12 protein-coding genes are annotated in these 16,606 nt (G+C 65.9%); 5 read left to right on the top strand and 7 right to left on the bottom strand.

Going from position 1 to position 16,606, the window contains the following annotated elements; genetic code table 11:
• Positions 1-56: 56 nt before the first annotated feature.
• The 3 genes from AB5Y72_RS00535 (at position 57) to AB5Y72_RS00525 (ending at position 2,506) form a co-directional block, all read left to right on the top strand.
• A complete protein-coding gene (locus AB5Y72_RS00535; protein WP_161653425.1) occupies positions 57-1,403 on the top strand; it encodes an MATE family efflux transporter in 1,347 nt (448 codons plus the stop codon).
• Positions 1,404-1,414: 11 nt separating this feature from the next.
• Positions 1,415-2,005, top strand: a complete 591-nt coding sequence (locus AB5Y72_RS00530) for a hypothetical protein (protein WP_209793516.1) — start codon at positions 1,415-1,417, stop codon at positions 2,003-2,005.
• A 285-nt stretch (positions 2,006-2,290) separates the two neighbouring features.
• Positions 2,291-2,506, top strand: coding sequence for a DUF465 domain-containing protein (locus tag AB5Y72_RS00525; RefSeq protein WP_042077281.1), 216 nt, complete (start codon positions 2,291-2,293; stop codon positions 2,504-2,506).
• 162 nt (positions 2,507-2,668) lie between these two features.
• Here AB5Y72_RS00525 and nifJ read toward each other — a convergent pair whose 3' ends face one another.
• Positions 2,669-6,274, bottom strand: coding sequence for a pyruvate:ferredoxin (flavodoxin) oxidoreductase (nifJ, locus tag AB5Y72_RS00520; protein ID WP_368198416.1), 3,606 nt, complete (start codon positions 6,272-6,274; stop codon positions 2,669-2,671).
• Positions 6,271-7,917 carry an NAD(P)-binding protein gene (locus AB5Y72_RS00515; protein WP_325782497.1) on the bottom strand — a complete coding sequence of 549 codons (1,647 nt, stop codon included), beginning with the start codon at positions 7,915-7,917 and terminating at the stop codon, positions 6,271-6,273. The genes nifJ and AB5Y72_RS00515 overlap by 4 nt, the downstream gene beginning before the upstream one ends.
• Positions 7,918-8,253: 336 nt before the next feature.
• Here AB5Y72_RS00515 and AB5Y72_RS00510 point away from each other — a divergent pair, with 336 nt between their 5' ends.
• On the top strand, positions 8,254-10,068 hold the full coding sequence (locus AB5Y72_RS00510) for an MOSC N-terminal beta barrel domain-containing protein (RefSeq protein ID WP_325782498.1): 1,815 nt from the start codon (positions 8,254-8,256) through the stop codon (positions 10,066-10,068).
• A gap of 81 nt (positions 10,069-10,149) precedes the next feature.
• On the opposite strand, the gene htpX is transcribed toward AB5Y72_RS00510, so the two are convergent.
• The 5 genes from htpX to bioB form a co-directional block, all read right to left on the bottom strand.
• A complete protein-coding gene (htpX, locus tag AB5Y72_RS00505) occupies positions 10,150-11,022 on the bottom strand; it encodes a protease HtpX (RefSeq protein WP_025326323.1) in 873 nt (290 codons plus the stop codon).
• A gap of 113 nt (positions 11,023-11,135) precedes the next feature.
• Positions 11,136-11,816 carry a dethiobiotin synthase gene (gene bioD / locus AB5Y72_RS00500; protein WP_325782499.1) on the bottom strand — a complete coding sequence of 227 codons (681 nt, stop codon included), beginning with the start codon at positions 11,814-11,816 and terminating at the stop codon, positions 11,136-11,138.
• Between the two features lie 120 nt (positions 11,817-11,936).
• On the bottom strand, positions 11,937-12,740 hold the full coding sequence (gene bioC / locus AB5Y72_RS00495; protein WP_325782500.1) for a malonyl-ACP O-methyltransferase BioC: 804 nt from the start codon (positions 12,738-12,740) through the stop codon (positions 11,937-11,939).
• The gene (bioF, locus tag AB5Y72_RS00490) at positions 12,730-13,926 is read right to left on the bottom strand and encodes an 8-amino-7-oxononanoate synthase (protein ID WP_325782501.1); all 1,197 of its coding nucleotides are present in this window, start codon (positions 13,924-13,926) and stop codon (positions 12,730-12,732) included. Before bioF ends, bioC begins: the two co-directional genes overlap by 11 nt.
• Positions 13,923-15,011, bottom strand: a complete 1,089-nt coding sequence (gene bioB, locus AB5Y72_RS00485) for a biotin synthase BioB (protein ID WP_325782502.1) — start codon at positions 15,009-15,011, stop codon at positions 13,923-13,925. Before bioB ends, bioF begins: the two co-directional genes overlap by 4 nt.
• Before the next feature lie 192 nt (positions 15,012-15,203).
• Here bioB and bioA point away from each other — a divergent pair, with 192 nt between their 5' ends.
• Positions 15,204-16,478: an adenosylmethionine--8-amino-7-oxononanoate transaminase gene (bioA, locus tag AB5Y72_RS00480; protein ID WP_368198415.1), complete on the top strand. Its 1,275-nt coding sequence runs from the start codon at positions 15,204-15,206 to the stop codon at positions 16,476-16,478.
• Positions 16,479-16,606: the final 128 nt, after the last annotated feature.

Raw genomic sequence — 16,606 nt, 5'->3', positions numbered from 1 at the left:
TTAAATGCCCGTCCAGCTGGCCCTGGCGAGGGCCATCACCAGCATCCGGATATCCCATGCAGACTCAATCCCACGCCGGGCCGGGCACCCTCTTCGCCCTGACCTGGCCACTGTTCATCGATCTCGCCCTGCACTTCCTGACCGGGGCCCTGAACACCTTCATGGTGGGCCACGTCTCCTACCAGGGAGTGGCGGCGCTCGCGGTGGGCAACCAAGTGTTCGATCTCGCCATCACCCTGTTCAGCTTCGTCAGCATCGGCACCAGCGTGGTGATCACCCAGTACCTGGGGGCCGGCGACAAGGAGAAGGCCCGCGTCGTCATTCACACCGCCATCGGCTTCAACCTGCTGGTGGGGCTGGTGGCCGCGGTCGGCGTCATCGCCGGGGCCGGCACCATGCTGGCGCTGATGAACCTGCCCGCCCACCTGATGAGCGACGGCAGCCTCTACCTGCAGATCATCGGCCTGTGCCTGCTGCCGGAGGCGGCGGCCCTCTGCCTGGCCGCCACCCTGCGCGCCCACGGCCACACCCGCCAGGCCATGTACGTGACCCTCATCGTCAACCTCATCACCTTCGTCGGCAACCTGCTGTTGCTCTACGGCTGGTTCGGCCTGCCCCAGCTCGGGGTGGCCGGGGTCGCCATCAGCACGGTGGCGGGGCGCATCGTCGGGGTGGTGCTGCTGGTGTGGCTGGTGGCCCGCAAGACCGGCATCCGGCTGCGCCTGCCGGAGATCGTCCGTCCAAGCCGCGCCATGCTGGACAAGGTGCTGCACATCGGTCTGCCGGCGGCGGGGGAGAACCTCTCCTGGATGCTGCAGTTCATGGTGGTGACCGCCTTCGTCGGCCTGCTCGGCGACAAGGCGCTGGCGACCCAGTCCTACTTCTTCCAGATCTGCCTGTTCATCCTGCTGTTCGGCCTCTCCATCGGCCTTGGCAACGAGATCATCATCGGGCACCTGGCGGGGGCCAGACGCTTCGATCAGGCCTATCGCCAGCTGATGAAGAGCCTCAAGCTCGGCCTCATCGTCACCGCCGCCATCGCCATCGCCGCCGCCCTGAACGGCCGCGCCATCATCAGCCTGTTCACCGATGACGCCGACATCATCACCCAGGTGGCCCAGCTGTTCCTCATCAGCCTCATCCTCGAGCCCGGCCGCACCTTCAACCTGGTGGTGATCAACGCCCTGCGCGCCACCGGGGATGCCCGTTTCCCGCTCTACATGGGGCTCATCTCCATGTGGGGCATTGCCGTTCCCCTGGCCTATTTCCTTGGTATCATGCAGGGCTATGGCCTGGTAGGCATCTGGCTGGCCCTCGCCTGCGACGAGTGGGTGCGCGGTCTGGCCATGTTCTGGCGCTGGCGCAGTCGTCGCTGGCAAAACAAAATTCTTGTCGAAACATAAGCGGAATCACCATGAAGAAAATCGGACTCTTGTTGACGGCCATCCTGCTCAGCCCGCTCGCCATGGCGCAAACCGCCCCGGCGGCCCCCAAGGCGCAGGCGCCCCAGACCTGGTATGTGGCCCCCATCGTCATCGACGAGACCAGCGATGCCCAGAAGGCCCTGACCAAGGAGTTCATGGCCCAGATGATCAAGACCATCAAGATCAACGAGTACCAGACCGGCAAGGCGGTGGGCAAGACCAAATCGCCCAAGTGGCTGATCCGCACCAAGCTGATGCCCGCAAGCAGCGAGCCCCTGGTCGGCAAGAAGCACCCCCAGGGCCTGACCTACGGCAAGGGCATCCCCACCCAGGAGATCGTCGGCGAGCTCATCATGAACGGCACCCTGGTGGCCCATGTGGGTCAGGGCTGGCGCGAGCCTATAGTCCCGGGCACCCCGGTGGCCGAGAAGATCACCATCGCCAACTACCAGTACGCCATCGGCAACGAGGCCAAGGCCCCGGATCTGGAAGAGCTGGCGGCACAGATCGGCTTCGAGGTGGGCAAGGTGATCGCCCGAGGCGGTCAGCCTCTGCCGGAGAAGAAAAAGAAAAAAGAGTAAACACCACTCCTGTTAGCAAAAAGGGGCCTCGCGCCCCTTCTTGCTGTCCGCCGCCCGTCCTTTCCCCGTTTTCCCCAGTGCAATAATGTGAACAGGATCCCGGTTTTATCCTCTCCTGCCCACCATTTATCCGCCAATCTGCTTGTGATTCAAACAGTTAAAAATCGGCGCCTCCATGCCGCAAAACGATGGCCCCGAATTGGATCGGGATCACGTTTATCTCCCGATGGAAGGGGTAGTTTGAAGGCCAAGGCACATCAAACGACAACAAGGAGGCTTCATTACATGTTTCCGGAGTACAGAGATCTCATCTCGAAACTGAAGAGCAGTGATGTCCAATTCCAAGAGAAGTTTGACTTGCACACCGACCTGGATGCGGAGATCCGGAAGCTGGAGAAACACCATGCCAGCGACTACAGCGCCGAGGTGAAGGATCTGAAAAAACAGAAACTCAAACTGAAAGAGGAGATATACGACATCCTCAGACAACATCCACACTAGACGCCTCGACGAATACCCGGATAAGCAACTTATCCCCCAGCCCGGCCCGACGCCGGGCTTTTTGTTGGCCGCCCCAAGACACGGCGACGGCCACTTCCCTTGGCACCGAAAAAAGAAGCGGGCCCCTGGCCCGCTTCTTTGTGCGCCCTCACCAATTATTCATCACACCGGCGGATGGAACTGGCTGGCCTCGCGGGTGGCCATCTCCTCGTAAGTGGCCCACTTCTGCCACGCCACCTGCTGCGCCACCTGCATCAGATGCTCCGCCTCCTTCGGATGGCTCTGGGCCAGCACCCGATAACGGGTCTCCTCCTGGCGGTATTCAGCGAGGGGAATGGAGGGGCGCAGGCTGTCGAGGCTGAAGGGGTTCTGCCCCGCACTGCGCAATACCGGGTTGTAGCGCATCAGCGGCCAGTGACCGGAGGCCACGGCGCGTTTTTGCTGAGTAAGTCCCTGCTCCATGTCGATGCCGTGGGCGATGCAGTGGCTGTAGGCGATGATCAGCGACGGGCCCGGATAGGCCTCAGCCTCACGCAAGGCCTGCAGCGCCTGCTGCGGGTTGGCCCCAAAGGCGATGCGGGCAACATAGACGTTGCCGTAGGAGATGGCCTGCAAGGCCACATCCTTCTTGGCCAGCGTCTTGCCCCCCGCCGCGAACTTGGCGACGGCGCCGAGCGGCGTCGATTTCGACATCTGGCCGCCGGTGTTGGAGTAGACCTCGGTATCCATCACCAGCACGTTCACGTCGCGTCCGGAGGCGAGCACATGATCGAGCCCCGCCGAGCCGATGTCATAGGCCCAGCCATCGCCGCCGACGATCCAGACCGAGCGGCGCACCAGCTGATCGATAAGCGATAACAGCTCGCGGGCCTTGCCGGATTTCACCTCTTCCAGCCGCTCCCGCACTTGGGCCACCCGGGTGCGCTGGGCGCGGATCTCCGACTCCAGCCGCTGCGGGGCGCTGACAAGCGTCTCGACCAGCTCTGCGCCAAGTTCCCCCTTCATCGCTTCGAGGGCCGCCACCGCCTGACCGCGATGCTGATCGGCGGTGAGGCGGAAGCCAAAGCCGAACTCGGCGTTGTCCTCGAACAATGAGTTGGACCAGGCCGGCCCCTTCCCCTCACCGTTCTTGGCCCAGGGGGTGGTCGGCAGGTTGCCGCCATAGATGGAGGAGCAACCGGTGGCGTTGGCCACCAGCATGCGGTCACCAAACAGCTGGGTCAGCAGCTTGAGATAGGGGGTCTCGCCACAGCCGGCGCAGGCACCGGAGAACTCGAACAGAGGTTCGAGGAACTGGGCACCGCGCACGGTGGAGAAGTCCACCCGCTCGCGGGCAGGCCAGGGCAGGCTCTCGAACCAGCGCAGCGCCTGTTTCTGGCCGGCCAGATGCGGCCCCTTGTCCAGCATGGTGATGGCGCGCTCGCCCTCATGGCTTTCTCCTTCTGCACTCTCGCCTTGATGGCGGGCATCCACTCCGGCCCGCACCGGACAAGCCTGCACGCACTGGCCGCAGCCGGTGCAATCCTCCGGATAGAGCTGCAAGGTGTAGCGACTGTCGGGGAAACCCTTGGCGGTGACGGGCACCGACTGGGCCGCCTCGGGGGCGGTTGCCAGCCAGTCCTGATGGTAGAACTTGGCCCGCAGCGCCGCGTGGGGGCAGACAAAGACGCAGTTGCCGCACTGGATGCAGATATCCGAGTGCCAGACTGGGATCTCGCGGGCGATGTCCCGCTTCTCGAAGCGGCTGGTGGCGGTGGGGTAAGTGCCATCCACCGGCAGCATGGAGACGGGGATCAGATCGCCGCGCCCCGCCAGCATCTCGCCAGTGACCCGCTGGACAAACTCGCTGCCGCCGGGAGCCAATGGCAGCGGATAGTCGCTGATCTGCTCCTCACCGGCCGGGATGGCCACCTGATGGAGGTGTGCCAGGGTATCGTCCACCGCCGCGAAGTTGCGCTCAACCACTTCGGGCCCCTTGCGGGCATAGCTCTTCTCGATGCTCTCCTTGATCAGCGCAATCGCTTCGTCCCGCGGCAAGATGCCGGCCAGGGCGAAGAAGCAGGTCTGCATGATGGTGTTGATGCGATTGCCCATGCCGTTTTGCTCGGCTACCCGATCCCCATCGATGCAGTAGAGCCGGATATCGAGGGCGCGGATGCGGGCACGCAGCCGCTCGGGCAGCTCGGCCCAGACCCGGTCAGCCTCATGGGGGGCATTGAGCAGCAGGGTCGCCCCCTCGGCGGCATGTTCCAGCAGATCGACCGATTCGACAAAGCCCCACTGGTGGCAGCCGATAAAGCTCGCCTGCTCGATAAGCCAGGGGGCGTCGATGGGCTCGGGGCCAAAGCGCAGGTGGGAGACGGTGCGCGAGCCCGACTTCTTGGAGTCGTATACGAAGTAGCCCTGGGCGTGGAACCCCTCCAGCTCGCCGATGATCTTGATGCTGTTCTTGTTGGCGCCGACCGTGCCGTCGGCGCCGAGGCCGAAGAAGAGCGCTCGTACCCGGCTGGCGGGCTCCAGATCGCCGATGGGGTGCCAGGCCAGACTGAGGCCCGACACATCGTCCACTATCCCCACGGTAAAGCGCGGACGCGGCGCATCGGAAGCTAGCTCCTCGAACACCGCCGCGCACATGGCCGGGGTGAACTCCTTGGAGGAGAGGCCGTAGCGACCGCCGCTGAGCCAGGGCAGCCGCTTGAGCAGGCCGCGCTGCAAGCCGTCGATCAGCGCGCTCTGCACATCCAGCAGCAGCGGCTCACCGCTGGCCCCCGGCTCCTTGGTGCGATCCAGCACGGCGATGCGGCGCACGCGCTTGGGCAGGGCGTCCAGCAGCGCCTGTACCGGGAAGGGGCGATAGAGGCGCACCACCAAGACACCTGTCTTGCGATCCTGCCGGTTGAGCCAATCCACAGTGGTGCGGGCGGTGGCCGCCCCCGAGCCCATCAGCACGATGACGTCGGTGGCATCGGATGCGCCGTGGTACTCCACCAGCTTGTAGTGGCGGCCGGTCAGCTTGCCGAGGCTCTCCATGCACTGCTGCACCCGCGCCGGCACCGCCTCGTAGAAGGGGTTGACGCTCTCGCGGGACTGGAAATAGGTATCCGGGTTCTGGGCGGTGCCGCGCATCACCGGATAATCCGGGTTGAGCGCCCGGGCGCGGTGGGCACGCACCCAGTCGTTGTCGATAAGGGCGCGGATCTCGTCCCGATGCAAGGCGGTGATCTTGTTCACCTCGTGGGAGGTACGGAAGCCGTCGAAGAAGTGGATAAAGGGCACCCGGCACTGCAGGGTGACGCTGTGAGCGACCAAGGCCAGGTCCTGCGCCTCCTGCACCGAGCCGGAGGCGAGCATGGCAAAGCCGGTGCTGCGCGCCGCCATCACATCCTGATGGTCGCCAAAGATCGACAGCCCCTGCGCCGCCAGCGATCTGGCAGCCACATGGAACACCGCCGAGGTCAATTCGCCTGCGATCTTGTACATGTTGGGCAGCATCAGCATCAGCCCCTGGCTGGCGGTGAAGGTGGTGGCGAGTGCCCCCGCCTGCAGGGCGCCGTGTACCGTGCCGGCCGCCCCCCCTTCGCTCTGCATCTCCACCACTGTGGGGATGTTGCCCCACAGGTTGCGCTGCCCCTCGGCCGCCCAGGCGTCGGCCAGTTCGGCCATGGTCGAGCTCGGGGTGATGGGGTAGATGGCACAGACTTCGCTCAGCTGGTACGCCACCCGGGCCGCGGCTTCGTTGCCGTCGACCATGATCAGTTCGTGTTTCATAGGGACACCTCAGGTTGGCGCAGCAGGATGGCGTGGCAGGGGCACTGGTCGTGGCAGGCGCCGCAGCCGGTGCAGCGCGCCGCATCCACCCGATAACCCAGACCCGGCCCCAGCTTGACGATGGCCTGCTCGGGGCAGCTGCCGTAACAGCCGTCACACTCGAAGCAGTTGCCGCAGGAGTAGCAGCGCGCCGCCTCGTAGCGGGCCGCCGTCTCGTCCAGTCCGCCGATGATCTCGCCAAAGTCGTCCCGCGCCGAGGGCGGTTTGACCGGCTGGCTGCTGGCAGGTGCCTGGGTCTGGAACCAGAGCTGCAACTGCTCTGGCCCCACCAGGGGGTGGGCGTCCGGCTTGCGATACTGCCCCCCCCTCAGCCAGGCATCCATATGGCGCGCCGCCTTCTTGCCGTGGCCGGTGGCGATGGTGACGGTGCGCTCACTCGGCACCATGTCGCCGCCGGCAAAGAGGCCCGGCACGTCCGTCATCAGGTTCTCGCCAACCTGCACCACCCCCTCCTGGTTGACCCGCACGCCGGGGATGCTCTCCAGCACGCTCAAGTCCACCTCCTGACCCAGCGCCAGAATGAGGGAGTCCGCTTCGAGGGTTTCAAACTTGCCGGTGGGCACCGGCTTGCCCTCGGCATCCAGCGCCATCACCTCCACTTCAATACTGGTGCTGTCGAGCTGGCGGATGGTGCGCAACCAGTTGATCTTGATCCCCTCCTCCTCGGCCTCAAGGGCTTCGAAGGCATGGACCGGCATATGATCCCGGTCGCGGCGGTAGATGATCATCGCCTCCTCGACCCCGAGGCGGCGGGCGGTGCGGGCCGCGTCCATGGCGGTGTTGCCGCCGCCGTAGATGGCCACCCGCCGTCCCAGCTTGGGTGGCGGCAAGCCCTGCTCCTCGGCCAGGCTGGCCTGCTCGAGGAAGCTCACCGCATCGAGGATCTTGCCCGCCTCCCGGGCCGGAATGTCGACCCGCTTGGCCAGATGGGCGCCGATGGCCATGAAGACGGCGTCAAAGCCCCCCTCATCCCGCTCGCGCAGCACATCCTCCACCTTGTGGTTGAGGGTGAGGGTGACGCCAGCGGCGACGATGCGGGCTACCTCCCGATCCAGCACGTCGCGGGGCAGGCGGTAGGCGGGAATGCCGAAGCGCAGCATGCCACCGGCGAGCGGGCCCGCCTCACGGATCTCCACCTGATGGCCGAGCCGATTGAGGTGCCAGGCGCAGGAGAGGCCGGAGGGGCCGGCACCGATCACCAGCACCTTCTTGCCGCTGGCGGGTGCAGGCGGCGCAGGCTGCCAGCCCCGGGCCAGCGCCTCGTCGCCGAGGAAGCGCTCGATGGCGTGAATGGAGACGGCATCATCCACCTGGGCCCGGTTGCAGGCCGTTTCGCAGGGGTGATAACAGACCCGCCCGTGGACCGCAGGCAGGGGATTTTCTTCGATAAGTCGCTGCCAGGCCGCCTCGAAGCGGCCTGCCTCGGCCAGGGCAAGCCAGGCCTGGATATTCTCGCCAGCCGGGCAGGCGTGGTTGCAAGGTGGCAGGGCCGCCCGCCAGACGGGCAGCCGGGTACGGACCGGGCCCGTCCCCGTCTTCTGGGAGAGATCCGGCTGTGGGGTCATGTCCAGTTGTTTGCTCATAGATTGCTTTCTTCTTTCTGGGTGACAGGCCCCACCCGAATGCACTTGATACCGTGTCGCCTGGGCGGACGGTGGCCGGAGGGGAAGAAGCGAAAGCGTCAGAAACTGGAAGCTGGTTCGATGATGGGCCGTTTTTTGTTCGACATGGCGGATCAGGATCAATAAATGTTGCATTTTATGGTGCCCGGTCCCCACAACCGGATCCCGATCACAGGGCGGGGCGGCAGAGGCCATGCGCCGTCCCCCATCATGGGGGGGAAGAGAGGATTGCCGCTCGGGGCAGGAATCGTTATCTTCCCCTCTTCACCGGATTCGCCACAGCACAAGGACCAAGACATGCCGACCCTCGCCAGCATACATCTCTACCCCATCAAGTCGACGGCCGGCATGCCGCTGAGTCGCGCCCAGGTCACCGAAGAGGGTCTCGCCGGGGATCGCCGCTACATGGTGGTCAAGCCGGACGGCAGCTTCATCACAGCCCGCACCCATCCGCAGCTGCAACAGGTGGTGGCGACCCCCATGGACGGCGGCCTGCAACTGCACTATCCGGGCCTTGAGCCCCTCATCCTGCAAGAACGGGATTTTTCCCGCACCCCTCGGGCCACCGGAGTCTGGAGCGACCATTTCACCGCCCTGCATACCACGCCGATCGCCGACAGCTGGCTAAGCCGGGTGGCTGGCGAACCGGTTGCGCTGCTCTGGCTCGGCGAGGAGTCCACGCGTTTCCGGGAGAAGACCGGCACCCGGGTGAGCTTTGCCGACGGCTATCCCCTGCTGCTCATCAGCCAGGGTTCGCTTGAGGATCTCAACCTGAGATCCGACGCCTTGCACCAGATGAGCCAGTTTCGCACCAACCTGGTGGCGAGCGGCACCCGCCCCTTCGAGGAGGACGGCTGGAAGCGGATCCGCATCGGCGAGGTGGAGTTTCGGGTCGCCAAACCGTGCAGCCGCTGCATCATGACCACGGTGGAACCGGGCACGGATCGCTTCAACGCCCTGAAAGAGCCGCTCGCCACCCTCAGCCGCTATCGCCGTGGCGAGGATGGGGAGGTCTACTTCGGCCAGAATCTGGTGGCCCTGAACGAAGGGTGGATCGAGGCGGGCAGCGAGATCGAGGTGCTGGAGCGGGTGCGCCCGCCTGTCTACCCCAACGCCGCCCCCAAAAAACGCGAGCTGGTGTGCGTGGCCCGGGAGCCCCTGGCGCGGGATCTGGAGACCTTCTGGTTCGAGGCTGCCGACGGCGAGCCCCTGCCCGACTACCTGCCGGGCCAGCACCTGCCCATCAGCCTCGACATCGGCCAGGGAATCAAGATGGAGCGGGTCCAGCGCCGCTATACCCTGAGCTCCACCCCGGAGCGGCCCGAGCGTTACGGCATCAGCGTCAAGAAGCTGGCCGATGGCCGCCTCTCCCCCTGGCTGCACCGGCAGTTGCAGGTGGGTGACCGCCTGCTGGCGGCCGCCCCTGCCGGCGAGTTTCACCTGGGGGCCGAGCGCGCCCTGCTGCTGCTCTCGGCGGGATCCGGCGTCACCCCCATGCTCTCCATTGCCCGCACCCTGGCCCTGCGCGGGGAGCTGGATGACGTTCACTTCATGCACCTGTGCCGCGGCGAGGCGGACATCCCCGCCGCCGCCGAGCTGCACGCACTGGCGCGGCAGGGGATGACCCTCACCCTGATCCTGAGCCAGCCCGAGGCGCACTGGCAGGGGCTCAAGGGACGGCTGGATGACAGCCACCTCGGCCAGGTCAAGGGGCTGGCCGGACGAGAGGTGTTCGTCTGCGGTCCCCAGGGCTTTATGGCCGACGCGGCCAACCGGCTGACCGCCCTCGGCGTGCCCGCCGATCGCATCCGCCAGGAGAGCTTTGGCGGCGCCATCCTCTCGGTGGCACGCCCCCACCAGGCGGTGCGGCTGCGTATCGGGGAGCGGGAGTTTGCCGGCAACAACCAGGGTACAGTGCTGGATCAGGCCAACAAGCAGGGGGTGGAGCTGCCCTGGAGCTGCCGCGCCGGCATCTGCGGCAGTTGCAAGCAGACGCTGTTGTCGGGAGAGGTGGATCACCCGGATGCACCGGCCATCACAGCCGCCGAGCGGGCCCAGGGCAAGTTCCTCGCCTGCTGCGCCGTGCCCCTGACGGATCTCGTGGTCGAATAGGGTGATCGGGGGGCAAAACGCCCCGCCCCGAAAAGCAAAACGGCTGCCCCTGGGCAGCCGTTTTCTTGTGGTGTCTGGCAATCAGCCACGCAGGGCGGCGATGCGCTGCTCGATGGGCGGGTGGCTCATGAACAGCTCGCTCATGGAGCGCTTGCCGTTGATGCCGAAGGCCATCATGGAACCTTCCAGCTGCGGCTCGGCACCGCGGGCGAGACGCTGCAGGGCGGCGATCATCTTGTCACGGCCGGCCAGCTTGGCGGCACCGGCGTCGGCGCGGAACTCGCGCTGACGGCTGAACCACATGACGATCATGGAGGCCAGCACGCCGAAGATCATCTCCAGCACGAACACGGTGATCATGTAGGCGAAGCCGCCGGAGCTGCTGCTCTCCTCGTCGTTGTTGGAGCTGAAGACGTTGCTGATGACGCCGGCCACGATGCGGGCGAAGAACATCACGAAGGTGTTCACCACCCCCTGGATCAGGGTCAGGGTCACCATGTCACCGTTGGCCACGTGGCTCACCTCGTGGGCCAGCACGGCTTCCGCCTCGTCGCGGCTCATGCTGTAGAGCAGGCCGGACGACACGGCCACGAGGGAGTCATCGCGGCGGGCACCGGTGGCAAAGGCGTTCATCTCGGGGGAGTCGTAGATCCCCACTTCCGGCATCTTGATGCCAGCCTCACGGGCCTGACGGGCGACCGTGCTCACCAGCCAGTGCTCGGTCTCGTTGCGGGGCTGCTCGATGACCTGGACGCCATAGCTGCGCTTGGCCATCCACTTGGACATCAGCAAGGAGATAAAGGAACCCCCAAAACCGAACACGGCGCAGAACACCAACAGCCCGGAAATGCTGGACTTGTTGATCCCCAGAACCGAGAACAGGATATTGAGCACCACCCCCAGCACCAGCATGACGGCCAGGTTGGTCACCAGGAATAGCATAATTCGCTTCATATTGACTCCTTGTGAGATATGGATGCATGGCTCGGGTCACCCCAGGGGCGACCGATGCCACACTTGCCCCAGATAATAGACAGACACGATGAATGATTGCTGAATGTCTGGCCTCAGAGCAGGGGCGAGATGTCGAGGCAGTCGCGCAAGTCCGTCTCGTGCGGTGCCTCCACGAAGGGTATCTCACCCAAAAATGGGGCCGGCAGCAAGGCTTTCAAGGTCGCCAGGTTCTCCGGATAACGATTCATGTGCGGATCCACCCGGTTGGACACCCAGCCCGCCAGGGTCAGCCCCTGCTGGCGAATGGCGGAGACGGTGAGCAGGGCATGGTTGAGGCACCCCAGCCTCGCCCCCACCACCAGGATCACCGGCAACCGCTCAAGGGCGACCCAGTCCGAGAGCAGATGCTGGTGATCCAGCGGCAGCAACCAGCCCCCCGCCCCCTCGACGATCACGAGATCGGCCCCGCTCGCCTCTATCTCCCGCAGCCCCGCCGACAGGCCGGCGAAGGGGATGCTTTCCCCCGCCTCCCGGGCGGCGATATGGGGGGCTATGGGGGGCTCGAAGGCATAGGGATTGACCTTCTCGTAGGGCAGCGCAACCGTGGCCGCCTGCTGCAACAGCAGGGCATCCCGATTGCGAAGCCCCTCCGGGGTGCGGGTGCAGCCAGCCGACACCGGCTTGTAACCGGCGCAGACTATCCTCTGGGCGGCGAAGGCGTGCAGCAGGGTGCGGGCCACCAGGGTCTTGCCCACATCGGTGTCCGTGCCCGTGATGAAATAGGATCTGGTCATGATGACTCCTCGGCGCGATGGCGGGCGACATGCCTGCCTGCGCGCATTGACGATGTTCGGTGACAAGATCGGGCCGCGTTGAGCTGCGGACCCGGTGATGACGCTTGGTTGGCGAACGGCTTATGCCCGGATCAGGCGCCCGAGGCAAACCTCGTAGCTGGCGGCCAGCAGGCCGTCGGGCTGGCGATAACGCTCGTAGGCCTCCCCCAGGCGCACCAGACGCTGGCGATGACCCAGGCCCGCGGGCCGCTCGTCGTTGACCTGACTCGCGCCTATCCCCTTGAGATCGCGCAGCAGTCCGCTGAGCGCCGGGTAGGCGAGGGACCAGGTAAGGGGGCAGAGCGCCGGGGCCTCGAAGCCCCCGTCACGTGCCGCCTGCTGCAACTGGGGCAGCGTCAGGAAGCGATTGACGTGGGCGCGGCCATCGACGGCGCGCCAGGCCTCCCGCAGTTGCCACAGGGACCCCGAAAGCAGGGTCGAGAAGAAGACCTGACCACCGGGTTTGAGCACCCGGTGCAGCTCGGCAAAGGCCTGGGCCGGACGCTCGCACCACTGCAGCGCCAGGCTGGAGAAGACCCAGTCCAGACTCTGGTCGGCGAAGGGGAGCGCCTCCGCATCGCCGCACACCAGGCGGGCGCCACTGCCGCGAAGGGCGGCCTGGGCCAGCATGCCGGGGGCGAGATCCAGCCCGGTCAGCGTCTCGCAGCGCGGCGTCAGAGCAGGCAGAAAGAAGCCGGTGCCGCAGCCGAGATCCAGCCCGCTCCCTGAGCGCACCTCTTTCACGCCCCCCTCGTCCATGCGCACCAGCAGCGCCTGCCCCACCTCCTGCTGGAAGCGGGCGTGGGCGTCGTAGTGACGGGCCGCCGCCCCGAAGCGGCGGGCGAGCTGCGCCTTGTCCACCCACTGGAAACGCTCATGGAGCATGGTCGCCCCCTCTCTCGTCAGTGGATGGGCGAGGACCCAGGGCCTCGAGCAGGCGATCCACGTCGTCCTCGCAGTGGGCAGCACACAGGGTGATGCGAAGGCGCGCCGTGCCGACCGGCACCGTCGGCGGGCGGATGGCCCCGGCCCAGACGCCGCGCTCCCGCAGCCGCTCGGCCAGTTGCAGGGCAGCGCCGCTCTCCCCCACCAGCAGCGGCTGGATGGGGGTGTCGCTTGCCCCCAGCTGCCAACCCAGGGACCGCGCCCCCTGCCGAAAGCGGGCGACAAGGCGAGCAAGGTGGGCACGGGCCTCGTCGGCGGCGCGCACCAGCTCGATGCTCTGGCGCACGGCGCACGCCTGGGCGGGGGGCATATGGGTGCTGTAGACGTAGTGGCGGGCGAAGTTGACCAGATACTCCACCAGCTCGCGGCTGCCGCCCACGAAGGCACCGGCCACCCCGAGCGCCTTGCCAAAGGTCCCCATCTGGATGTGCACGCTGGCAGGATGAACCCCCTGGGCCGCCAGGGTGCCGCGCCCCTCGGCCCCCAGCACCCCAATACCGTGGGCATCGTCGATCATCAGCCAGTTGCCGCTCTGGGCAGCCAATGTTGCAAGTTCAACCCAGGGGCCCTGATCCCCGTCCATGCTGAAGACCCCTTCCGAGACGATCAGGCCCCGGTTTGACTCAAGCAGCCGTTCCAAAGCCGCCATGTCGTTATGACCGAAGCGCTTCATCCTGCAGGGGAGCTGGCTGCCCATCTCCTGCAGGGAGGCATGGTTGAGCCTGTCCTGCCACAGCAGATGCTCCTTGCCGAGCAGGGCCTTGAGCACCGCCTGGTTGGCGGAGAAGCCGCAGTTGAACAGCAGCACCGCCTCCACCCCGAGCCAGTCGGCCAGCGTCTCCTCCAGTTGCTGGTGAGCGCGGCTGTAGCCGGTCACCAGGGGCGAGGCGCCGGCGCCCGCGCCATATTGCGCCACGCCCGCCGCGAAGGCGGCCTTGATGGCGGTATGGCCCGCGAGCCCCAGGTAGTCGTTGCCAGAGACGTTGAGGTAGTCCCGCCCCCCGACCCGGATCCGCCCGCCGCTCGCGGCCTCCACCGGGGTGCGGCGGCGCAGCAGGGCGGCCTGCTCACGCTCGGCCAGGGCCTGCCCCAGGGCAAAGGGGCCGGTGACAACGGGCGTCATCATGTACGGACGGCTTCTGTGCGGGGACGAGTAGCGTCGTAGAAGAGCTCGCTGGGCTCGCTCTGGCGACTCACCTCGGCCAGCAGCTCCTCCTCTTGAACCTGATCCGGCTTCTGGGCCCGCTGGGCGGGGCGGATGCCGAGGCGCTTGAAGAGCTGCATGTCGCTGTTCTCGTCCGGATTGGGAGTGGTCAGCAGCTTGCAGCCATAAAATATCGAATTTGCCCCCGCCATAAAGCACATGGCCTGCATCTGCTCGTTCATCTTCTCCCGCCCGGCGGAGAGGCGCACGTGGGAGGCGGGCATCATGATGCGTGCCACGGCGATGGTGCGGATAAATTCGAACGGGTCCAGGTTCTCCTGGTTCTCCAGGGGCGTTCCCTTCACCTTGACCAGCATGTTGATGGGCACGCTCTCCGGGTGGCGCGGCAGGTTGGCGAGCGCCATCAGAAGGCCCGCCCGATCCTTGGCCTGCTCGCCCATGCCGACGATGCCGCCGGAGCAGACCTTCATCCCGGCGCCGCGCACGTGCTCCAGGGTATCGAGCCGGTCCTGATAGGTGCGGGTGGTGATGATGTCGCCGTAAAACTCCGGCGAGGTGTCGAGGTTGTGGTTGTAGTAATCCAGCCCCGCGGCCCCGAGACGCGCCGCCTGATCGGCAGTCAGCATCCCTAGCGTCATGCAGGTCTCCATGCCGAGCCCGCGCACCTCTTCAATCATCCGGATGATGTAGGGCATGTCCTTCTCCTTGGGGTTGCGCCAGGCGGCCCCCATGCAGAAACGGGACGAGCCGTTGGCCTTGGCTTCCCGGGCCCGCTCCAGCACCTTTTCCACCTCCATCAGCCGCTCGGTCTCGAGCCCGGTGTGATAGCGGGCGCTCTGGGGGCAGTATTTGCAATCCTCCGGGCAGGCGCCGGTCTTGATGGAGAGCAGGGTGCTCACCTGCACCTCGTTCGGGTCAAAATGGGCGCGGTGCACCGTCTGGGCCTGGAACAGCAGATCGTTGAATGGCAGGGCAAAGAGAGCCTGAACCTCGGTCAGGGTCCAGTCGTGACGAAGGGCGTGGGCGCCCGCGGTGAGAGCATTCATACATGGCTTCCGGTTGTTATAGGTGGGATCCTGCGCCGCGCTCATGGAGAGATGGCCGCAGAACCCGCCAGCTGGACTATGCACCGCAAGGGCGTGCGCGAAGCCAAGTGGCTGAAATTGTTGGCTAGTGTAGAGAGCGCGCGTAGACTGTCAACACCGACCAGATCAAATTAATTGACAACAGAACATAAAATGACCAATCAAGAATTCGACCTGCACCACGTCTGGCATCCCTATACCTCCCTCACCCATCCCCTGCCCTGCTACGAAGTGGCCAGCGCCAAGGGGGTGACCCTCACCCTGACGGACGGGCGCGAGCTGGTGGATGGCATGAGCTCCTGGTGGGCCTGCGTGCACGGCTACCAGGTGCCTGAGCTCGACGCGGCCGCCACCGCCCAGCTCGGCAAGATGTCTCACGTGATGTTTGGCGGCCTGACCCATGCCCCGGCGGTCGAGCTCTGCCGCAAGCTGGTTGAGATAACGCCAAAGGGGCTGGATCGGGTCTTTCTGGCGGACTCCGGCTCGGTGGCGGTGGAGGTGGCCCTCAAGATGGCCCAGCAGTACTGGCACGCCAAGGGGACGCCCCGCGCCAAATTCGTCTCCCTGCGGGGCGGCTATCACGGTGACACCTTCGGCGCCATGAGCGTCTGCGATCCCGACGGCGGCATGCACGAGCTCTACAAGGGCTTCCTGCCCGAGCACCATTTCGTGGAAGCCCCCGGCTGCCGCTTCCACGCCGAGTGGGACGAGCAGTGCGTGGTGGAGCTCGCCACCCTGGTGGCGGATCATCACGAGGAAATCGCCGCCATCGTGCTCGAACCCATAGTCCAGGGGGCGGGTGGCATGCGCTTCTATCACCCCCGCTACCTGCAGTGGGTGCGCGCCCTGTGCGACGAGTTCGGCCTGCTGCTGATTGCCGACGAGATAGCCACCGGCTTTGGCCGCACCGGCCAGCTCTTCGCCTGCGACTGGGCGGGGATCAGCCCCGACATCATGTGTCTGGGCAAGGCGCTCACCGGGGGCTATCTCACCCTGTCGGCGACCCTGACCACAGAGCATGTCGCCCGCACGATTTGCGATGGGAAAGCGGGGGTCTTTATGCACGGCCCCACCTTTATGGGCAATCCACTGGCGTGCGCCGTCGCCAACGCCTCCATCGAGCTGCTGCTCGCCTCCCCGTGGCAGGCGCGGGTGCAAGCCATCGAGCATCAGCTGCGCACCGAGCTGGTGGAGCTGACCCTGCACCCGGCGGTGGCCGATGTCCGGGTGCTCGGCGCCATCGGGGTGGTGGAGATGAAGGAGCGGGTGGATGTGGCGCGCATCCAGCGCAAGTTCGTGTCGCTTGGGGCCTGGATCCGCCCCTTCGGCAAGCTCGTCTACCTGATGCCTCCCTTCGTCATCACCACCGAGGAGCTGCGGGTATTGACCTGCGCCATCCGCGAGGCCATCACCGCCGGGGAGTTCTGAGCCAGAAGAGGCTAGGCACAAGACCCCGTCACAATGGCCCCGTCATGGCGACGGGGCCTTTTGGCTCTTTTTCATCAGAATGTGAGCAAGTCATCAAAACCCGTCCGGCGAGGAGAGTAGACTGCGCG

The organism is Aeromonas sp. R7-4 (assembly GCF_040908055.1).
Taxonomy (GTDB): Bacteria; Pseudomonadota; Gammaproteobacteria; order Enterobacterales; family Aeromonadaceae; genus Aeromonas; species Aeromonas sanarellii.
This window is presented reverse-complemented; position numbering and strand designations above follow the sequence as displayed.

Coding starts and splice junctions, on each gene's coding strand:
- AB5Y72_RS00535 (WP_161653425.1), top strand. CDS start 57: ATGCAGACTCAATCCCACGCCGGGCCGGGCACCCTCTTCGCCCTGACC.
- AB5Y72_RS00530 (WP_209793516.1), top strand. CDS start 1,415: ATGAAGAAAATCGGACTCTTGTTGACGGCCATCCTGCTCAGCCCGCTC.
- AB5Y72_RS00525 (WP_042077281.1), top strand. CDS start 2,291: ATGTTTCCGGAGTACAGAGATCTCATCTCGAAACTGAAGAGCAGTGAT.
- nifJ (WP_368198416.1), bottom strand. CDS start 6,274: ATGAAACACGAACTGATCATGGTCGACGGCAACGAAGCCGCGGCCCGG.
- AB5Y72_RS00515 (WP_325782497.1), bottom strand. CDS start 7,917: ATGAGCAAACAACTGGACATGACCCCACAGCCGGATCTCTCCCAGAAG.
- AB5Y72_RS00510 (WP_325782498.1), top strand. CDS start 8,254: ATGCCGACCCTCGCCAGCATACATCTCTACCCCATCAAGTCGACGGCC.
- htpX (WP_025326323.1), bottom strand. CDS start 11,022: ATGAAGCGAATTATGCTATTCCTGGTGACCAACCTGGCCGTCATGCTG.
- bioD (WP_325782499.1), bottom strand. CDS start 11,816: ATGACCAGATCCTATTTCATCACGGGCACGGACACCGATGTGGGCAAG.
- bioC (WP_325782500.1), bottom strand. CDS start 12,740: ATGCTCCATGAGCGTTTCCAGTGGGTGGACAAGGCGCAGCTCGCCCGC.
- bioF (WP_325782501.1), bottom strand. CDS start 13,926: ATGATGACGCCCGTTGTCACCGGCCCCTTTGCCCTGGGGCAGGCCCTG.
- bioB (WP_325782502.1), bottom strand. CDS start 15,011: ATGAATGCTCTCACCGCGGGCGCCCACGCCCTTCGTCACGACTGGACC.
- bioA (WP_368198415.1), top strand. CDS start 15,204: ATGACCAATCAAGAATTCGACCTGCACCACGTCTGGCATCCCTATACC.